General features: G+C 69.2%; 15 protein-coding genes and 1 other RNA gene. 4 read left to right on the forward strand and 12 right to left on the reverse strand.

The window, feature by feature from the left end; genetic code table 11:
- Positions 1-8: 8 nt before the first annotated feature.
- The 8 genes from JOB34_RS02235 to JOB34_RS02270 form a co-directional block, all read right to left on the reverse strand.
- A complete protein-coding gene (locus tag JOB34_RS02235; RefSeq protein ID WP_208051395.1) occupies positions 9-779 on the reverse strand; it encodes an RDD family protein in 771 nt (256 codons plus the stop codon).
- Between the two features lie 52 nt (positions 780-831).
- Complete coding sequence (locus tag JOB34_RS02240; protein ID WP_179479629.1) at positions 832-1,350, reverse strand: PadR family transcriptional regulator; 519 nt, start codon at positions 1,348-1,350, stop codon at positions 832-834.
- 81 nt (positions 1,351-1,431) lie between these two features.
- Positions 1,432-3,168, reverse strand: a complete 1,737-nt coding sequence (locus JOB34_RS02245; RefSeq protein WP_208051204.1) for a DEAD/DEAH box helicase — start codon at positions 3,166-3,168, stop codon at positions 1,432-1,434.
- A 74-nt stretch (positions 3,169-3,242) separates the two neighbouring features.
- A complete protein-coding gene (locus JOB34_RS02250; protein ID WP_179479625.1) occupies positions 3,243-3,587 on the reverse strand; it encodes a hypothetical protein in 345 nt (114 codons plus the stop codon).
- Positions 3,588-3,743: 156 nt separating this feature from the next.
- Positions 3,744-4,808 (reverse strand): PRC and DUF2382 domain-containing protein, encoded by a 1,065-nt coding sequence (locus JOB34_RS02255; RefSeq protein WP_208051205.1) that lies wholly within the window; start codon positions 4,806-4,808, stop codon positions 3,744-3,746.
- Positions 4,809-5,009: 201 nt separating this feature from the next.
- On the reverse strand, positions 5,010-5,330 hold the full coding sequence (locus JOB34_RS02260) for a DUF3039 domain-containing protein (protein WP_208051206.1): 321 nt from the start codon (positions 5,328-5,330) through the stop codon (positions 5,010-5,012).
- 31 nt (positions 5,331-5,361) lie between these two features.
- On the reverse strand, positions 5,362-5,937 hold the full coding sequence (locus JOB34_RS02265; RefSeq protein ID WP_208051207.1) for a YqgE/AlgH family protein: 576 nt from the start codon (positions 5,935-5,937) through the stop codon (positions 5,362-5,364).
- Between the two features lie 33 nt (positions 5,938-5,970).
- On the reverse strand, positions 5,971-8,277 hold the full coding sequence (locus JOB34_RS02270; RefSeq protein ID WP_208051208.1) for a DEAD/DEAH box helicase: 2,307 nt from the start codon (positions 8,275-8,277) through the stop codon (positions 5,971-5,973).
- Positions 8,278-8,643: 366 nt separating this feature from the next.
- On the opposite strand from JOB34_RS02270, the gene JOB34_RS02275 reads away from it, so the two are divergent.
- On the forward strand, positions 8,644-9,171 hold the full coding sequence (locus JOB34_RS02275; RefSeq protein WP_208051209.1) for a hypothetical protein: 528 nt from the start codon (positions 8,644-8,646) through the stop codon (positions 9,169-9,171).
- Between the two features lie 56 nt (positions 9,172-9,227).
- Entirely contained in the window at positions 9,228-9,866 is a 639-nt protein-coding gene (locus JOB34_RS02280; RefSeq protein WP_208051210.1) for a TetR family transcriptional regulator, read from the forward strand.
- 10 nt (positions 9,867-9,876) lie between these two features.
- Here JOB34_RS02280 and JOB34_RS02285 read toward each other — a convergent pair whose 3' ends face one another.
- From JOB34_RS02285 to JOB34_RS02300, 4 genes are all read right to left on the reverse strand, one after another.
- Positions 9,877-11,319 carry an NAD-dependent malic enzyme gene (locus JOB34_RS02285; protein WP_208051211.1) on the reverse strand — a complete coding sequence of 481 codons (1,443 nt, stop codon included), beginning with the start codon at positions 11,317-11,319 and terminating at the stop codon, positions 9,877-9,879.
- Positions 11,320-11,392: 73 nt separating this feature from the next.
- Positions 11,393-11,760: a transfer-messenger RNA gene (gene ssrA, locus JOB34_RS02290) on the reverse strand.
- A gap of 134 nt (positions 11,761-11,894) precedes the next feature.
- Entirely contained in the window at positions 11,895-13,169 is a 1,275-nt protein-coding gene (locus tag JOB34_RS02295) for a cyclopropane-fatty-acyl-phospholipid synthase family protein (protein WP_208051212.1), read from the reverse strand.
- The gene (locus tag JOB34_RS02300) at positions 13,166-14,575 is read right to left on the reverse strand and encodes an FAD-binding oxidoreductase (RefSeq protein ID WP_347813687.1); all 1,410 of its coding nucleotides are present in this window, start codon (positions 14,573-14,575) and stop codon (positions 13,166-13,168) included. Before JOB34_RS02300 ends, JOB34_RS02295 begins: the two co-directional genes overlap by 4 nt.
- Before the next feature lie 287 nt (positions 14,576-14,862).
- Here JOB34_RS02300 and JOB34_RS02305 point away from each other — a divergent pair, with 287 nt between their 5' ends.
- Both JOB34_RS02305 and JOB34_RS02310 read left to right on the forward strand, forming a co-directional pair.
- Positions 14,863-15,513 (forward strand): TetR/AcrR family transcriptional regulator, encoded by a 651-nt coding sequence (locus JOB34_RS02305; RefSeq protein WP_208051213.1) that lies wholly within the window; start codon positions 14,863-14,865, stop codon positions 15,511-15,513.
- A 77-nt stretch (positions 15,514-15,590) separates the two neighbouring features.
- Positions 15,591-17,156 carry an MFS transporter gene (locus tag JOB34_RS02310; protein WP_208051214.1) on the forward strand — a complete coding sequence of 522 codons (1,566 nt, stop codon included), beginning with the start codon at positions 15,591-15,593 and terminating at the stop codon, positions 17,154-17,156.
- The last annotated feature ends 162 nt before the right edge of the window (positions 17,157-17,318 follow it).

Raw genomic sequence — 17,318 nt, forward strand, 5'->3', positions numbered from 1 at the left:
ACCGGGGCTCAGCGCGGAATCTGGCCTCTGGTGCGTACGACGTAGGTGTGCGCGGACAGGTCGTGCAGCGCCCGGCGCTTTGGATCGCGCAGCGGCCACAGATAGTCCAGCAGCACGAAGACGATGGCGACCAACCCCAGCGCCGGCACGAAGCTCAGCAGCAGATAGACGCACTTGACGAGGAAACGGTTGACCGCGGCGCCCAGGCCGGGCGAGCCGGCCGATGACGAGCGCCGTACCCGGATGCCGGTCAGGATCTTGCCGATGGTCTGTCCGCGCCACACCGTCATCCCTATCTCATACAGGGCGTAGACGACGATGTCGGCCACGAAGATCTGCCACGGGGGGTAGGGCACCTGACCCGACCCCTTCCACGTGGACACGGTGCTCAGGTAGTCCGAGTGTTGTCGCGCCCAGTCCAGAGTCCATGGCAGGGAGACGAGAGCGCCGATGAGGGACACCAGCAGGTAGTCGACGACGGCGGCGCCGGCCCGATGCCACCATCCCGCGAGGACGTCTCCGTCAGGGGTGGTGGCCGGTGCCTGCAGCAACGCTCCCTGCTGCCGCCACGGATCGGACTGCGGCCGCGGAGAGGGACGAAGGGTGACACCGCGATCCGCGGGGTCGGGCCGGCCGCGGAGGTCCTGGACCGGACCGGAGCGCTCCAGGCCCGGCTTGACCTTGGGCATCCTGCGCGGTGACCACAGGATGCCGTCCCAGTACCGCAACTGGTCCGGATCGTCGGGGTCCTCGTACCAGCCGGACGGGCGCTGCGTCATGACGTCGATCCTCTCACCGCGCGCGGGGCACGGTGCGTCGCCCCGCGGACGGTCAGGAGGTCTGTCGCTGCAGCTGCTCGGTCCAGAACTGGATCATCCAGCGCTCGTACTGCAGACCGAAGGTCAGCGCACCCGAGGGGCCCTGCGGCAGCTGTTCCCCGCTCGCCGCCGCCAGGTGCTCGTAACCCTTCAACGAGCGACGGTGCTCATTGATCTGGGTGGGTGCGAGGACCTCGGGCGAGGCACCGAAGAACAGTTTCAGCAGGCCGAGGTCGCGCGCCTCGACGGGCACGAAGGTGTCGTCGTGCAGCCACTCGGAGAGAGCCTCGTGGCCCTCCGCGGTCAGGGAGAGAGTGCGACGCTGGCGACCGGATTTCTCCTGGGACTGAGCGAGCAGACCGGCCGCGACGAGCTTGTCGCACTGCACGTAGACCTGCGCGTGCGGCAGCGCCCAGAACGGCCCGATGGTGCCGGCGACGGCTTGCTTGACGTCGTACGGGCTCGCGGTGCCCAGGTGCCGGACGAGCCCGAGCACGAGGTACGACGCGGTGGTCAGACGGGTGATCGGCATGGTCCAATTTTACCGAACGGACCTCCTCCCGCGGTGGCTACGCGGTCGGTGAATTCCGCACTACCGCACCCGGATACGCGGTCAGCGACGTCCGACGAACCAGCGTCGTACGGCGTCGATCCGAGCACCCACCTCGTCGGTGGACGCCCGGTCCAGCGACGGCCCGCCGCACACACGGCGCAACTCGCTGTGCAGCTTCGCGTGCGGCTCGCCGGTCTTGCGGGCGTAGGCGGACACCAGCGAGTTGAGCTCCTTGCGCTGGGCGGCCAGGGCGCGGTGCGCGGCAACCGGGACCGGCGGCTGGGCGCCCACCTGTCGTTCCTGCCGCTGGCGCAGCAGATGGGTGACCTGGTCCGGCTCCAGCAGGCCCGGCAGGCCCAGATACTCCTGCTCGTCGGCGCTGCCGGGCGCGGCACCGAGACCGAACTGTTGGGCGTCGAAGAGCACGTGGTCGAACTCGGCGTCGGACTCCAGCGCCTCGAAGCTGCCCTGACCGGACTGGACCGGCTCACTCGCGTTGGCGGCCGCGAGCAGGTCCTCCTCCTCGCTCCACAGGCCGTCGTCGGCGTCGCTGCGCGGACGGTCCAGCGCGTGGTCGCGCGACTCCTCCAGCCGCGCTGCGAGCTGCAGCACGCCCGGCACGCTGGGCAGGAAGATGCTGGCGGTCTCACCGCGCCGGCGTGCGCGCACGAAGCGCCCGACCGCCTGCGCGAAGTAGAGCGGCGTCGCAGCCGACGTGGCGTAGACCCCGACACACATTCGTGGCACGTCCACGCCCTCGGACACCATCCGCACCGCGACCATCCAGCGCTGCTCCCCCTGCGCGAACTCCTCGATGCGGCTGGAGGAACCGGAGTCGTCGGACAGTACGACGACCGGCTGCTCGCCCGTGATCGCGGCGAGGACCCGGGCGTACGCGCGGGCGTTGGTCTGGTCGGAGGCGATCACCAGACCCCCGGCGTCCGGGACGTGCCGGCGCACCTGGGTCAGGCGGGTGTCGGCGGCGCGCAGCACCGACGGGATCCACTCGCCCCCGGGGTCCAGCGCGGTGCGCCAGGCCGAGGCGGTCAGATCCTTGGTGAGCGGCTCGCCCAACCTGGCCGCGACCTCGTCGCCGGCCCGGGTACGCCAGCGCATCGCGCCGCCGTAGGCCATGAAGATCACGGGGCGCACGACGCCGTCGCGCAACGCTTCCGCGTAGCCGTACGCGTAGTCGCTGGCCGAGCGTCGGATGCCGTCGGCGCCTGCTTCGTACCGCACGAACGGGATGGGGCTGGTGTCGGACCGGAACGGGGTCCCTGTCAGGGCCACCCGGCGTACGGCGGGCTCGAACGCCTCGCGGATCGCATCGCCCCACGACTTGTTGTCGCCGCCGTGGTGGATCTCGTCGAGGATCACGAGAGTGGGCCGGGCCGCCGTCCGCACCCGGTGCAGCGCGGGCTTGCTGGCGACGCCCGCGTAGGTCACGGCGATCCCGTGGTAGCTGGACGCGTGCTCCTGCTGGCTGTTGGTGAATCGCGGGTCGATCTGGATGCCGACGCGGCCGGCGGCATCCGCCCACTGGGTCTTGAGGTGCTCGGTCGGCGCGACGATCGTCACCTGGGCCACGATGCCGCGGTCGAGCAACTCGGTGGCGAGCCGCAGCGCGTACGTCGTCTTGCCGGCGCCGGGGGTGGCGACGGCCAGGAAGTCACGCGGTTGCTCGTCGAAGTACTGCTTCAGCGCCGCTGCCTGCCAGGCCCGCAGCTTGTGCGCAGTCCCCCAGGCCGCTCGCTCCGGGAAGGCCGGTGAAAGGTGCGAGGCGGCGGAGGTACTCATATGGCGACAACCCTAACCAGGACCGCCGACGATCCTGACCGGCCCCGCGCCGGCGCGTCGAACCCGTCAGTGCTTCACTCGGGATCGGTGCGTTCGGCGTCCCGCGCCGCGTCCACGTCCGCGGTCTCGCCGTCCGTAGGGCCCCACCCGCTGTGCCGGCGGCCACCGTCGCCCTGGGTGCCGCCGCCCTCGCTCTGGATGCCGCTGGCGGCCGTACCGCCCGGGGTGCCGGTCCGCTCGACCTCGGCCTCCTCGCCGGCGTCGGTGTCGGTGGGCGCGTATCCGCTGTGCCGGATGTCCCCCTGCTCCGGGGTGCCGCCCCCTTCGCTCTGCTCCCCCGACGAGGCCGTGCCGCCCGGGTGGGCTCGTCGAATGCCCTCGGTCTGCTCGTCATCGTGCGTGTGGTCTGAATCAGTCATGGGCAGCCTCCGCAGAAGGGACACGGCAGGGCCTCGTCGGCCTGCCGCTGCGGCTCACGGTCCACCCCGGACAGGACCGTGTCAATGGCCGGACATGCAGGACGGCCCGGCAGATCACCGCCGGGCCGTCCTGGGGCGTGGTGCTGCCCGATCGAATCAGCGACGATCTCCCTGATCGGCTTCGCCGATGTCCTTGCCGTCGACCTCGATGTGCTCCTTGCGCACCTGCTCGGTGACCTGCCTGTCCTCGCGGACCTGCTCGGTGGTGAGCCGCACGCCCTCGACCGCGTGGGCCTCCTTGGTGACCACCGGCACCTCTTCGTGCAGGGTCACCTCCTGCTCGGACTCCTGGAAGGCGTCGCCGCTGACGGCGGTGCCCTCGGCGACCGGCACTCGCTCGATGTGGACCTCCTCGTGGGAGACCGGCACTGTGACCGTCTGCTCCTCGGTGGTCACGTACTTGCGTAGCCGCGCCCTACCGGACTCGCGCGTCTCCGTGCCGACGTGCAACTGCTCCTCGTGCCGGGTGATGGTGCCGTCTCCCGCGACGCCGGAGCGCTGGGAGGTGTCGTCACCGACCGCTGCAGCCTCGCTGCGGTGGTGGTCGCCGGTCTTGTCCGTGGTCGGTCCGCCTGTGGCAGCAGGAGCAGTGTCCCGGCCGGTCGTGGCAGCGGTGTCCCCGCCTGCGGCAGCAGTGTCCCGGCCGGCCGTGTCGTCGTATCCGGTGCCGCCGCCCGTGCGGGTGTCACCGTCCTGGCTGCGGTCACCTGCCGCCGCAGTGCCCGCAGCTGCTGTCCCTGCTGCTGCGGTGCCGGCCGCTGCGGTGCCCGCTGCTGCCGTGTCTGGACCCCGATCGGCGTTCGAGTCGCCACCGCGACCGGCGTCATCACCGGCCGTGTCACTGCCTGCGTAGGTGACCCCGTAGTACTTGTAGAGCTCCTGCTCCTGCTGAACGTCGAGATGCTGGTCGGCGTCGACGCGAGGTGCGTCCTTCACCTTGTCCTTGGTGTAGGGGAATCTCACGTCCTTTCCCTCGACCTGCGCGTCCTGAAGGGGGATGAAGGTCTCGGACGTCCCGAACAGGCCGGTATGCACGGTGGCCCATTCCGGTTCGCCCGAACGATCGTCGAGGTAGATCTGGCTGATCGAGCCGATCTTGCTGCCGTCGCTGTCCAGTGCCTTGCCGCCCTGGATGTCCTTGATCTGGTCTGTGCTCACCATGAGGATCGAGCCTCCAACAATTCGTGGACGTGGACACCGTCGTCGGCACCCAGCTAGTCCCCACCGTCCAGGCGTTACCACACCCGAGTCAACAGATGGGTGATCAAACCGACGCCATCTCTCTTCGGGGCGATTCTGTGCATACTCGGCCCGAATCCGGGTACTCCGAGGGCGTCGGTCCTGCGTCAAGGGCTGCAGCGGTCAGTTGCTGCCGTCGCCGCCGTCCTGGGGCGCGCGAATCCCGTCGAATATCTCTTTGCAGGTCGGACAGACCGGGAACTTCTCCGGGTCGCGCCCGGGGACCCAGACCTTGCCGCACAACGCGGTCACCGGCTCACCCGAGAGCGCGCTCTCCAGGATCTTCTCCTTGCGCACGTAATGCGCGAACCGCTCGTGGTCGCCGGGCTCCTGCTCCTGGTGGACCACTTCCTCGCGCTCGAGGACCGACGTGGAGGTACGCGGGCCGCTCGGCTGCTCCAACGGGCTGGGCGGGGAGTCGGGGCGATCCAGTGGTGAGGTCATCCCTGAAGTGTAGATTCCGCCGACCGCGCGGTCAGTTCAGCGAGGGATCCGCCGGGTAGGACGCAAGGAAGCGCAACGTGCCACGCTGACGCCGTAGGACGCTGGCCCAGAGGTCACCGGGCTGCAGCGTGAACGCGTCCTCGGCCTCGGCGTCCACGACGAACCAGGACCCCTGGTCGATCTCGCCCTCCAGCTGCCCCCCGGACCATCCGGCGTAGCCGGCGAAGATGCGGATGCCCGCGACCTCCGGGACGACCACGAGCGGCGGCGCGTCGAGGTCGACCAGACCGACCGCGCCGAACAACCGCTTGATGCCGACCGATTCGGTGGTGCCGGGCATCCGGACCAGGCCGAGCGCGGTGTCCATGGACACCGGCCCGCCCTGGAAGATCAGCGGCGGAGCGTTGACGTGCTCCTGCCAACCGGGCAGGACCGAGTCGACATCGGCCGCCAGCGGCCGGTTGAGGACCAGCCCGTGCGCGCCGTCGTCGTCGTGATGCAGGACGAGGACGACGCTGCGGTCGAAGACATCGACCTCGGCGTCCTCCTCGCTGCCGATGCTCTCGCGCGGGGAGGCGATCAGCAGCCGACCGGTGAGATCGTCCATGCCGTTCATTCTGCCCCGCGCGAGAGTCGAGGGTCAGCCCCTCGGTCGACCCCGGTACGGCCCGTCGGTACGACGACCGGAGCCGCCACCGGGACCGCCGCGGTAGTTGCCCGGACGACCGCTCGCGCCACTCCTCGGACCGCCACGGCCGCCGCCTCCGCGACCCGCCTCGCGCTTGGGGGTGAGGATGCGGTGCAAGTCCTGGTCGGAGATCGCGCGCTCCTGCGGAGTGCGGCCGCCGGTGGCCCGGATGACCTCGTCGCCCGGACGCGCACGCTGCAGGCCCGACTCCACGCCCGCCTGCTCCAGCAGCCGGGTGACGGCCTTGCGCTGATGCGGCAGGGCCAGGGTGACGACGGTGCCGGCCTCGCCCGCACGCGCCGTACGTCCGGCACGGTGCAGGTAGTCCTTGTGGTCCGCCGGCGGGTCGACCTGCAGCACCACGCCCACGTCGTCGACGTGGATGCCGCGCGCGGCGACATCCGTCGCGACGAGGACGGGGATGCGGCCGTCCTTGAAGGCGCTCAGCACCTTGTTGCGCTGGCCCTGGTTCAGACCACCGTGCAGCGCCGCCGCCAGGACGCCCTGCTCGCGCAGTTCGCTGGCGATGCGATCGGCGCCGAGCTTGGTGCGGGAGAACACCACGGTGCGACCCTCGCGGTTGGCGACCTCGGCCGTCACGACCTTCTTGTCGCGCGGCTCGATGAGCAGCGCGTGGTGCGCCATGTTGGAGATGCTCACCGTGCCGTCGTCGGTGGAGTGAGTGACCGGGTCGATCAGGTAGCGGTCGACGACGCTGTCGATGCCGCGGTCCAGCGTCGCGGAGAAGAGCAGCCGCTGACCGCCGGCGGGGACGTCGTCCAGGATCTTGGTGATGTCCTCCAAGAAGCCCATCTCGGCCATGTGGTCGGCCTCGTCGAGCACGGCGATCTCGACCCGGGACAGGTCGGCCGCGCCGCGGTCGATCAGGTCCATCAGGCGACCGGGGGTCGCGATGAGCAGGTCGACGCCGCGCGCCAACGCCTGCAGCTGCGGCTCGTACGGCATGCCGCCGGCGACCAGCTTGTGGTGCAGACCGATGGCGTGCACGAGCGGCTGCAGCGCGTCGGCGACCTGCATGGCCAGCTCACGGGTCGGCACCAGCACGATCGCGCGGGGGCAGCCCGGGCGTGCCTTGCCGCCCTGCGCGAGCCGGGTGAGGGCGGGCAGGCCGAAGGCCAGCGTCTTACCGGACCCGGTGCGGCCGCGGCCGAGCACGTCGCGCCCGGCGAGTGCGTCCGGGATGGTCGCCTCTTGGATCGGGAACGGCGTGGTGATGCCGTCGCGGGCCAAGCGGCGTACGAGCGGCTCGGGCAGGCCGAGCGCCTCGAACCCGTTGGGGCCGTCGGGAGCGTGCACCGCCGCCTTCTCGGGCGCCGCCGGGGCGGTGTCGACGGGGGCGATCTGCTGGGTCACGGGTGAATCTGCCTTCGGCTCGGAGCGGTGATCGGTGCGGGGATAGGTGCGCTCATCGCTGCGCGGGCGACTGGACCGGTGCTCGTCGTGGGGACCGCGGCCGTAACTGGGACGGTCCTCGCGGTTGCCGTAGGAGCGACGCTCGCCACGATCGTCGCGGTTGTAGCTGGGCCGGTCACTGCGATTGCTCGGCGTCCGGCGCTCGCCGCCGCGTTCGTCACGGTCGGCACGGTTGTAGGCGGGACGGTCGTCGCGATTGCCGTAGGAACGCGGCTCGTTGCGGTCGCTGCGGTTGTGACGGTTGTAGCTGGGTCGGTCCTCGCGATTGCCGTACGAACGCGGCTCGCTCCGGTCGCTGCGGTTGTAGGTCGGACGGTCGTCGCGGTTGTAGGAGGGCCGGTCACCGCGCTCGCCCCGGTTGCTCGGGGTGCGACGCTCGCCGCGGTCGGCACGGTTGTAGCTGGGCCGGTCATCCCGGTTGCCGTACGAACGGGGCTCGCTGCGGTCGCTGCGGTTGTCCCGGTTGTAGCTGGGCCGGTCATCCCGGTTGCCGTACGAACGGGGCTCGCTGCGGTCGCTGCGGTTGTCCCGGTTGTAGCTGGGCCGGTCATCCCGGTTGCTATAGGAGCGGCGCTCCCCACGGTCCGCACGGTCGTCACGGCTGTGAGAGGGGCGGTCGTCGCGGTTGTACGACGGGCGCTGGTCGCGGGAGCCGTAGGAGCGCGGGCCACCTGCCGAGCCCTGCCGGCGGTCAGCGGATCGCGGACCTTCGGCCGATCGGCCGGGAGCGCCGTCCGCGCGGCGGACGGGTGCGCGCTGCGCCTCGAGCTTCTGGGCGCGACTCCATCGTTGCTTCTTGGGGCCGGACTGTTTGGGGGTGCTCATCTCTCATGCCTCTCGGATATGGGCGCGCACAGACCACCGCTGAACATGTCGAAGTGACCGGACGAATGAGCCCGTGTCGACAGGAGCGGGAGCGCATGGCGCCGTCGAAGATCTCGGCGCCCATACATGAAAGTCGGCCCGCTGCAGACTGCAGGAGTAGGTGGGCCGATCAGAAGAGAGAACGCAAGATCGCGTGAATACTTGACAACCGTAGCCGATCTCGCGGTCACCTTCGAATCCGAAACGTCTCGAACGGCTCGAACAGCCCACGAAGTGACCCATCTCACCGGCGGAGAGCCGCGAACCGGTCCCACATCGCCCTTGACGCGCAGTTTGAGCAAGTGCTCAACTGTCAGCATGATCTATTTGAGCAGTCGCTCAATCACGAGTGCGCGATCGCCCTGGACCCGAGATATCGAGGTCTATCTGCTGTGGGCGGCCACCGGCGCGCTCGGCATCGTCGCGGTCGCGACCCTGCTGAGCATCGGGATCTTCGTCGTACCGTTCGCGCTGTTGGCTCTCGTCGGTGCGACAGTGCTCACCGTCCTCCCGGTTGTGCGTCCGCGGTGTCTGGCGGGCATCGCCGTCGGGCCCGCGATCGCGATCGGATGGCTCGGGTCGTGGTCCACCTACGCCACGAGCGATCCGGGCGACCACTGCTACCGCCAGGACGGCGGCATCACCTGTGAGAGCTTGGGCGAGGTAAGCGCGTCCGGGACGGTCACCGACACCACTCCCCACCATCCCGGCGAGCTGCCGACTGGTTTCCAGTGGGCGCACACGTGGCCCTTCATCACCGTTGGAGCGACGATCCTGCTGGTAAGCATCGTCGTGTTCGCAGTGCTGGAACGCCGCGAGCGGCGGAGCCGGTCCGCCAGCCTCACCTGGAGCTAGCAGGGGCGATCGAGCGACCGCGCGACAGCCGCGCTCGTGGCCTAGCGTGCGGTGCGATGAACGACACCAGGACCAAGCTGCTGGACGCCACCGACACCGTGCTGCGGGAGGACGGGATCGGCGCGGTGTCCGCGCGCGCCGTGGCCACCCGGGCGGGGGTCAATCAGGCCCTGGTCTTCTATCACTTCGGCACCGTCGCGGAGCTGGTCGACCTGGCCTGCCGCACCGCCCTGGACGCCCGGGTCGCCGCGTACGCCGACCGCTTCGACGCGATCGACGACATCGAGGCCTTCCTCGCGCTGGCGCGGGAGTTGAACGCCGAGGAACGTCGAGCCGGGAACGTCGCAATGATGGCCCAGCTGCTCGCGGCGGGCCAGCACGACGAGGCGCTGGCGAGCACCGCCAGGTACTGCCTGGGTCAGTGGTCCGAGCAGGTCGAGCGCGTCCTACGCCGAGTGCTGAGGAGTCACCCCGTCGCGGACCTGATCGACGTCGGCGGCCTGGCGCATGCCGTGACGTGCGGCTTCGTCGGGGTGGAGTTGATGCAGGGCGTCGAAGCGGACGGCGCCGACGCCGCGCTCGCCACCCTCGACCAGATTGCCGCTCTGCTCGATGTGTTCGACGACCTGGGTCCCGTCGCCCGGCGCGCCGTCGCCTCCCGGCTTCGACGCGGCAGTCACCAGCGCAGGCGCTGACCGCGGACGGTCAGACGGTCGCCTCATCCGGTTGGCTGACCGCCATCCGGTGGTCACGGCCTCCGGCCGCGTCGACGACCGCCTTGGCGACCACCGAGGAGATCCCCGGGTGGAACACGCTGGGGATGATGTACGCGGCGTTCAGCTCCTCCCGCTTGACCACGCCCGAGAGCGCGACAGCGGCGGCCAGCATGATGTCGAGGGTGATGTCGGTGGCCGCCGCGTCCAGCAGCCCGCGGAAGACGCCGGGGAAGACCAGCACGTTGTTGATCTGGTTGGCGAAGTCGCTGCGCCCGGTCGCGACGACCGCCGCGTGCGCGGCCGCCTCGGTGGGGTCGACCTCCGGCTTGGGGTTGGCCAGCGCGAAGACGATCGAGTCCGGCGACATGGTGGCGATGTCGTCGCCGGTGAGCAGGTCGGGCGCGGACACCCCGATGAAGACGTCGGCGCCTCGTACGGCGTCCTTGAGGCTGCCGGTCACCCCGCGCGGGTTGGTGTGATCGGCCACCCACGCCAGGGTGGACGACACGTCGCCCGCGATGTCGGGGCGGTCGCGATGCACGACGCCGTCGATGTCGGCCAGCACCAGGTCGCGGGCGCCGGCGTGCAGCATCAGGCGGGTGATCGCCGTACCCGCGGCGCCGGCACCGCTCTGCACGATGCGCACGTCGGCCAGGTCCTTGCCGACCACACGCAGCGCGTTGCGCAACGCGGCGAGCACCACGATCGCCGTGCCGTGCTGGTCGTCGTGGAAGACCGGAATGTCCAACTCCTCCCGCAGCCGGCGCTCGATGTCGAAGCAGCGCGGCGCGGAGATGTCCTCCAGGTTGATCCCGGCGAAGACGGGTGCGATGGCCTTCACGGTCCGCACGATCTCGTCCTCGTCGGTGGTGTCCAGGCAGATCGGGAACGCGTCGATGTCGGCGAACCGCTTGAACAGCGCCGCCTTTCCCTCCATCACCGGCATCGCGGCCAGGGGCCCGATGTTGCCCAGTCCGAGGACCGCGGTGCCGTCGGTGACCACGGCGACGGTGTTGCGCTTGATGGTGAGCCGGCGCGCGTCCTCGGGGTGCTCGAAGATCGCCATGCACACCCGCGCGACACCCGGGGTGTAGATCATCGACAGGTCGTCGCGGTTGCGGATCGGCACCTTCGACTCGATCTTCAGCTTGCCGCCGAGGTGCGCGAGGAAGGTGCGGTCGCTGACCTTGCGGATGTCGACACCGTCGATCGAGCGCATGGCCTCGACCAGGTCGTCGGCGTGGTCGGCGTCCCGGGCCGCTGCGGTCACGTCCACCTGCATGCGCGCCGTGTCGGAGGAGCTGATGTCCAGTGCGGTCACCAGGCCGCCGGCCCGCTCGACCGCACCGGTCAGTTCGCTGACGGCAGTGGGACGTCCGGGCAGTTCCAGCCGGACGATGATGGAGTTCGAAACCGAAGGCATGGCAGGCATGCCACACATTCAAGTTCATCCCGGCCGTACCGGGCAGTCGGGGTGGTGGTGACTCAACAGTGCGACGTGCCGGGAGTGGAGGTGGCGGGAATCGAACCCGCGTCCGCTAAACGCGCTCCAGGGCTTCTCCGGGTGCAGTGCGCAAAGGATTTTCTCGGCCCCAGGGCTCGCGCGCACACGTTCCCTGACAGGCCCAGCCGAGTAAGAGTCCCGTGTCGCCCCTCGGCGTGACGACACAGCAAGTTCTCTAGCTGACGCCAGACTCTGAGTCGAGAACTACCTCAGGCTGACGGACTTCGAGGCTCGCTCAGGCGGCGAGGGCGAAGTCGGTGCGCTTGGAATTGGCACCTATTGGTTTTGCACAGATCGTTAACGAGATAACTGTGCATCCTCGACCCGCTTCCCCTGAAAGGTCGGTCAACGTCGAAACCGATCACCCCCAAGTTGCGGGCACGTCGCACTGTTGAGTTGTCGCCGGCCACGAGGGTCGACGTCGTCCATCGTAGGCGTCAACGCTCCCCCGGGCGAACACATTCCTTTGTCCACGCCCGAACACCGCTGCCGCCGAACGGCACTCAGACGTACGACGGCCGCAACGGGTAGTCCGCGACGCCGTCGGCGCCGATCTTCTGGCCGAGCACCTGGTGCAGCTGGATGTTGTTGCGGGCGAAGCCCAGCGACGAGCCGGCGAGGTACAGGCCCCAGATCTTGGCGATCGGCAGACCCGCGTCCTGCACGCACTCCTCCCAGTGCTCCTCCAGGCGGTGCGCCCAGGCGGCGCAGGTGCGCGCGTAGTGCTCACGCAGATCCTCCAGGTGCCGGACCTCGAAACCCTGGTCCTGCATCGCGGAGGTGATCACGCCGACCCCGGTGAGCTCGCCGTCGGGGAAGACGTAGCGGTTGATGAACCCGCCGCGGGTGAGCGCCGGCGTCCTGGTGTTCGGCCGGGTGATGCAGTGGTTCAGCAATCGGCCACCCGGACGCAGCTTGGAGTAGAGGAAGCTGAAGTACGCCGGGTAGTTCTTCACCCCGATGTGCTCGGTCAGACCGATCGAGCTGACGGCGTCGAAGTCGGACTCGGTGACATCGCGGTAGTCCAGGTAACGCACCTCGGCCCGGTCGTCCAGACCCATCTGCTTGATCTTCTGGTCCGCCCAGGTGGCCTGGTTGCGCGACAGGGTCACCCCGAGCGCCGTGACTCCGTAGTGCTCGACCGCGTGCCTCACCATGCCGCCCCAGCCGCAGCCGACGTCGAGAAGTCGCTGTCCGGGCTGCAGATCGAGCTTGCGGCAGACCAGGTCGTACTTGTTGGCCTGCGCCTCGTCCAGCGTCGCATCGTCCGCGGGGTAGCAGGCGCAGGTGTAGGTCATCGAGTCACCGAGCACCAGCTCGTAGAACTCGTTGCTGACGTCGTAGTGATAGCGGATCGCATCGGCGTCGCGCTTGCGGGAGTGGCGCAGTCCCTCCAGGCCACGGCGCCACTGCGGCGGCTGCTCCTGATCCGGCAGCGGAGGCACCTGGAAGTTCTTGATCCCGAGTGACTTCGCGATCTTCGGCAGCCGCGTCAACTGCGGGCGCTTGACCTGGAAATCGGTCATGAAGAGGTTGAGGAAGTCGTAGGGGTTGCCCGGCGAGACTCCGTGCAGCTCCAGGTCGCCCATCAGATAGGCGCGCACCAGTCCGAGCTCGCCGGGAGCGGTCACCATGTAGCGCAGCGCACGCTCGTTGCGCAGCTCGATCGCGTACGGCGCCTCGGGATTGCCACCCGACGACCCGTCGTACGCCGTCACCTTCAGCGGCAACTCGGTGCCGAACAGCTCGTCGAACACCTCACCAATCGTCATCGTCATCGACGCTTCACCGCCTTCGTGTAGAGGTCGGGCAGTCGCCCGTCCGGGTCGTAGGCCTTCTTGACCAGTTCGTAGGTCGTGCCGCCGTACATCGCCCAGAACTCCTCGGGCTCGTAGTAGGCGTCGCTGTAGAGGGACTTGTGTCCGTCGAGCGCGTGCACCACGCGCTCGATCTCGCGGTTGACGTCGCCGTCCTGGGCGCCGTCGGCGATCGCCACCGTCGACCAGAAGCCGACGTTGACGTAGGTCTCGCCAGTCCGCATCGGGTAGAGCGGCCACGGCCTGCCCTCCCCGTGCGACGCGGTCGGCGCGTCGCGAAGACGCATGGGGCACAACCAGATCGGCTCGATCGGCACCTCACGCAGGAACCACTCGAGGAACTCCTGCGTGCGCCCCAGCGGCAGCTCGACGTCCTGCACGACGCGCTCGCGCGCGGGCTTGCCGCGGCGTGCGTCGATTCCGGCCATCACCCCGTGCCGGGTCTCGAAGCGGATGATCCGGGAGTAGACGTCGCTGCGCAGGTAGCGGCGCGGCACCAGGCGGCGTACCCGAGGGTTCTGCAGTCCGAGCGCGCGGTTGCACCAGAACCAGTCGGTGTCCCACCGCCAGATGTAGTCCAGCGTGCTCAGGTAGTCCTCGGTGCGCGACTGGATGGAGCGGTAGAAGATCTGCTGACCGGTGTAGTCCGAGGTGTACGGCGCGTGCCCGGTGAAGGTGCCCAGCACCAGGTAGCTCTCCTCACCGGAGAAGACGACCCCGTCCACGAAGTCGACGCGCTCGCCGTCGTGTTCGCGGCTCTCGACCACCGATCCCATGACGTCGACGAGATCGCCCAAGAGCTCGAAACGCACGTGGCGCAGGTGCACGTAGGGCTCGATCGGGTCGAGCGCGATCTTCAGCCGGACGCTGTAGCCGAGCGACCCGTAGGAGTTGGGGAAGGCGTGGAAGAGGTCGGCGTGCTCGCCGTCCGGGGTCGCGGTGACGATCTCGCCGGCACCGGTCAGGATGTCCATCTCCAGCACCGACTCGTGCGGCAGCCCGTTGCGGAAGGAGCTCGACTCGATGCCGAGGCCGGTCACGGCGCCGCCGAGGGTGATGGTGCGCAGCTGCGGCACGACGTACGGCATGAGTCCGTGCGGAAGCGTTGCGGCACAGAGGGTCTCGTACGTCGCCATGCCCTGGACGTCGGCCGTCCGGGCCACCGGGTCGACCTCGATCACGCCGTCGAGGCGGGACACGTCCAGACCGGGCTGATGGGTGTCGTCGCGGGTGCGGAACAGGTTAGAGGTCTTCTTCGCCAACCGCACCGGGCGGCCGGGCGGGATGCGACGTAGCTGCTCGACCAGTCCCGCGGCCGCCTCCGTGTGCCGTCGCCAGCCGACCGTTCCTGCCCCTACCGCTGCCACCGGGCTCGCCTCGACCTTCCATCGGTGCTGTGTGTCCTACGACGTCCGTCTCCGACCTGCGTCGTGCTGTCGCACTGCAGACCGGGCAATACCGCACATTAGCGACGTCCAGGCGCAGCCCCGTACAAGATCAGGGCCGGCCGAGCGCACTGTGAGCGCCCTCACAGGCCGCCCTGGTTGCACGATGCGAGCGAAAGGTGCAGGATGAAACGAAACAGTACCGTTCCATCCGGTTGTCCTCGCAGCAGACCTCGGGGCCAACCTCACGTCCAGCGGAGGTATTCCCCATGAGCTCGACCGGCGCAGCCATCGCTTCACCTGCCGCTGCTCGGCCCCGGGTCGAGGGCGACCGCGAACGCGAGATCCTCGCGGGTGCGATCACCGTGCTGCTGGAGAGCGGCTACGACCGTTTGACCTTCGACGCGGTGGCCGCACACGTGCGGGCCAGCAAGGCCACCTTGTACCGCCGCTGGAAGTCCAAGGCGGATCTGGTCGTGGCGGCGGTCGAGGCGCACGCGTGTCCGGACGGCGCGGACAGCCTTCCGGACGTACCGAACAGCGGATGCCTGAAGACCGACCTGCTCGCCATGTTCTGTCCCGCGCACGAGCTGCCCACCGAGCTGTCCCAGGTGATGGCCGCCGTCCTGCCGGCACTGCACCGGGACGCGGAGTTCACCCGGCTGTTCACCGAAAAATTCATTGCTCCGCGGATGGAGGGTCTGCGTATCGTGCTCGAGCGCGCACAACGTCGCGGCGAGGTCGGCGCGAATGCTGATCTGGACCTGCTGGCCGCGGTCCTCCCCGCCCTGAAATTCCATCACGTCGTGATGCTCGACGAGTGTCCGACGCCGGCTCGACTGCAACACATCATCGAGCAGGTCCTGCTTCCGGCATGCGCCGCCGGAACAGACCGCAGCACTGTCGGTGCCGACGCCTAGCGTCGATCACGACGACGACAGAGAAACCGACGCGCCGCTCACTCAGTCCGAATCAGTTCGCCCCCGAAGGAGTCCCCATGTCCGTCACCACGCAGAAGTCGGTCGAGACGACCGAGCCACCACCAGGCACGCGTCATCTCGGCATCGCGCTGATCGTCATCGCGTTCGCCCAGCTGATGATCGTGCTCGATGCCACCATCGTGAACATCGCGCTTCCGCGCATCCAGCGTGACGCGTCCCAGCACCTCTCGCAGGCCGACCAGGTGCAGTGGGTCGTCACCGCGTACGCACTCGCGCTGGGCAGCCTGCTGCTGCTCGGAGGGCGCCTCGGTGACCTGTTCGGTCGCCGCAAGATGTTCGTCCTCGGCGTCGGGATCTTCTCCATCGCCTCGCTGCTCGGTGGTCTCGCGCCCACCGGCACGCTGCTCATCTCCGCCCGGGTCCTGCAGGGCGTCGGCGCCGCGCTGGCCCAACCGGCCGCCCTGGCACTGATCAACACGACGTTCCCGGTCGGCAAGCAGCGCAACCGTGCCATGGCGGTCTACGCCGCCATGTCCGGCATGGGCGCCGCCGTCGGCCTCATCCTCGGTGGATTCCTGACCCAGACACTGGGCTGGGAGTGGACCTTCTTCATCAACGTGCCCATCGGCCTGGCGGTCGCGATCGCCGCGCCGCGGGTCCTCGTGGAGTCAGAAGGACACGACGGACGCCTGGACATCCCCGGGGCGGTGACAGCCACCGCCGGTCTGTTCGGCATCGTCTACGGTCTCTCGCACGCCGGCGGTCACTCCTGGGGTGACGCGCTCTCGCTGGTGCCCCTCGGCCTCGGCCTCGCCCTGCTCGTCGTCTTCGTGATCGTCGAGAGCCGCGTGCAGCACCCGCTGCTGCCGCTGCGCATCGTCGCCGACCGCACCCGCGGGGTGAGCCTCTTCGCGATGCTCATCGTGGGCGCCGGGATGTTCGCGATGTTCTTCTTCCTCGGCCTGTTCCTGCAGCAGGTCCTGGGGTACTCCCCGATCAAGAGCGGTCTGGCGTTCCTGCCGTTCAGTGCCGGCATCGTGATCGCCGCGGGCATCGCCACCAATGTGGTCGCCCGCATCGACCCTCGCTGGATCGCCGGTTTCGGCGGTCTGCTCGCCACGTTCGGCATGTGGGGTTTCACCCACCTGTCGGTCGACTCCGGCTACTGGAGCCACCTGTTCCCCTACATCGTGATCATGTCGCTCGGTATGGGCCTGGTCTTCATCCCGCTGACGCTGACGGCCACCGCCGGCGTCCGCGGTGACGACGCGGGAGCAGCGGCGTCCGCGCTGAACACCATGCAGCAGGTCGGTGGTGCCGTCGGCATCGCGGCGTTGACCACGGTCTTCACGCATGCCGCCACCGCGCACGGCAAGGTGCTCGGTGCTGCCGCGGCCGCCAAGGCCAAGGCGGCAGCTGCCGCAGGTCAGACCCCGACGTCCGCACAGGTGGCTGCCGGGAAGCACCAGATCGCGCTGCACGTCCAGACGTACGCGTCCTCGCATGTGTACTGGGTTGCGGCCGGCATGATCCTGATCGGTGCGCTGAGCCTGTTCGCGTTCCTGACCGTCAGCCACGAGCACCTGCAGACCGACGGCAACGCCGCCGCTCACGTGGGCTGATCCAGCCGGTTCCCGACGAGGGCCGTCACACCGACCGGTGTGGCGGCCCTCTCGTCGTTCCCGTGACCGGGGTGCGAGACACGGACCGACAGCGCTGACCCAGCTATTAGGGTGCTGCGCACGAGTACGACGTGTCTGCACCGCAGCCGGAAGAGGGAGTCC

It is taken from the genome of Allobranchiibius sp. GilTou38, assembly GCF_017565325.1.
Classification (GTDB): domain Bacteria; phylum Actinomycetota; class Actinomycetes; order Actinomycetales; family Dermatophilaceae; genus Allobranchiibius; species Allobranchiibius huperziae.

Bases quoted from the DNA above. Each gene is read 5' to 3' on its own strand.
- JOB34_RS02280 (WP_208051210.1), top strand. From the start codon at position 9,228: ATGAACGACACCAGGACCAAGCTGCTGGACGCCACCGACACCGTGCTG.
- JOB34_RS02270 (WP_208051208.1), bottom strand. From the start codon at position 8,277: ATGAGCACCCCCAAACAGTCCGGCCCCAAGAAGCAACGATGGAGTCGC.
- JOB34_RS02295 (WP_208051212.1), bottom strand. From the start codon at position 13,169: ATGACGATGACGATTGGTGAGGTGTTCGACGAGCTGTTCGGCACCGAG.
- JOB34_RS02260 (WP_208051206.1), bottom strand. From the start codon at position 5,330: ATGACCTCACCACTGGATCGCCCCGACTCCCCGCCCAGCCCGTTGGAG.
- JOB34_RS02235 (WP_208051395.1), bottom strand. From the start codon at position 779: ATGACGCAGCGCCCGTCCGGCTGGTACGAGGACCCCGACGATCCGGAC.
- JOB34_RS02305 (WP_208051213.1), top strand. From the start codon at position 14,863: ATGAGCTCGACCGGCGCAGCCATCGCTTCACCTGCCGCTGCTCGGCCC.
- JOB34_RS02285 (WP_208051211.1), bottom strand. From the start codon at position 11,319: ATGCCTGCCATGCCTTCGGTTTCGAACTCCATCATCGTCCGGCTGGAA.
- JOB34_RS02250 (WP_179479625.1), bottom strand. From the start codon at position 3,587: ATGACTGATTCAGACCACACGCACGATGACGAGCAGACCGAGGGCATT.
- JOB34_RS02245 (WP_208051204.1), bottom strand. From the start codon at position 3,168: ATGAGTACCTCCGCCGCCTCGCACCTTTCACCGGCCTTCCCGGAGCGA.
- JOB34_RS02265 (WP_208051207.1), bottom strand. From the start codon at position 5,937: ATGGACGATCTCACCGGTCGGCTGCTGATCGCCTCCCCGCGCGAGAGC.
- JOB34_RS02310 (WP_208051214.1), top strand. From the start codon at position 15,591: ATGTCCGTCACCACGCAGAAGTCGGTCGAGACGACCGAGCCACCACCA.
- JOB34_RS02255 (WP_208051205.1), bottom strand. From the start codon at position 4,808: ATGGTGAGCACAGACCAGATCAAGGACATCCAGGGCGGCAAGGCACTG.
- JOB34_RS02240 (WP_179479629.1), bottom strand. From the start codon at position 1,350: ATGCCGATCACCCGTCTGACCACCGCGTCGTACCTCGTGCTCGGGCTC.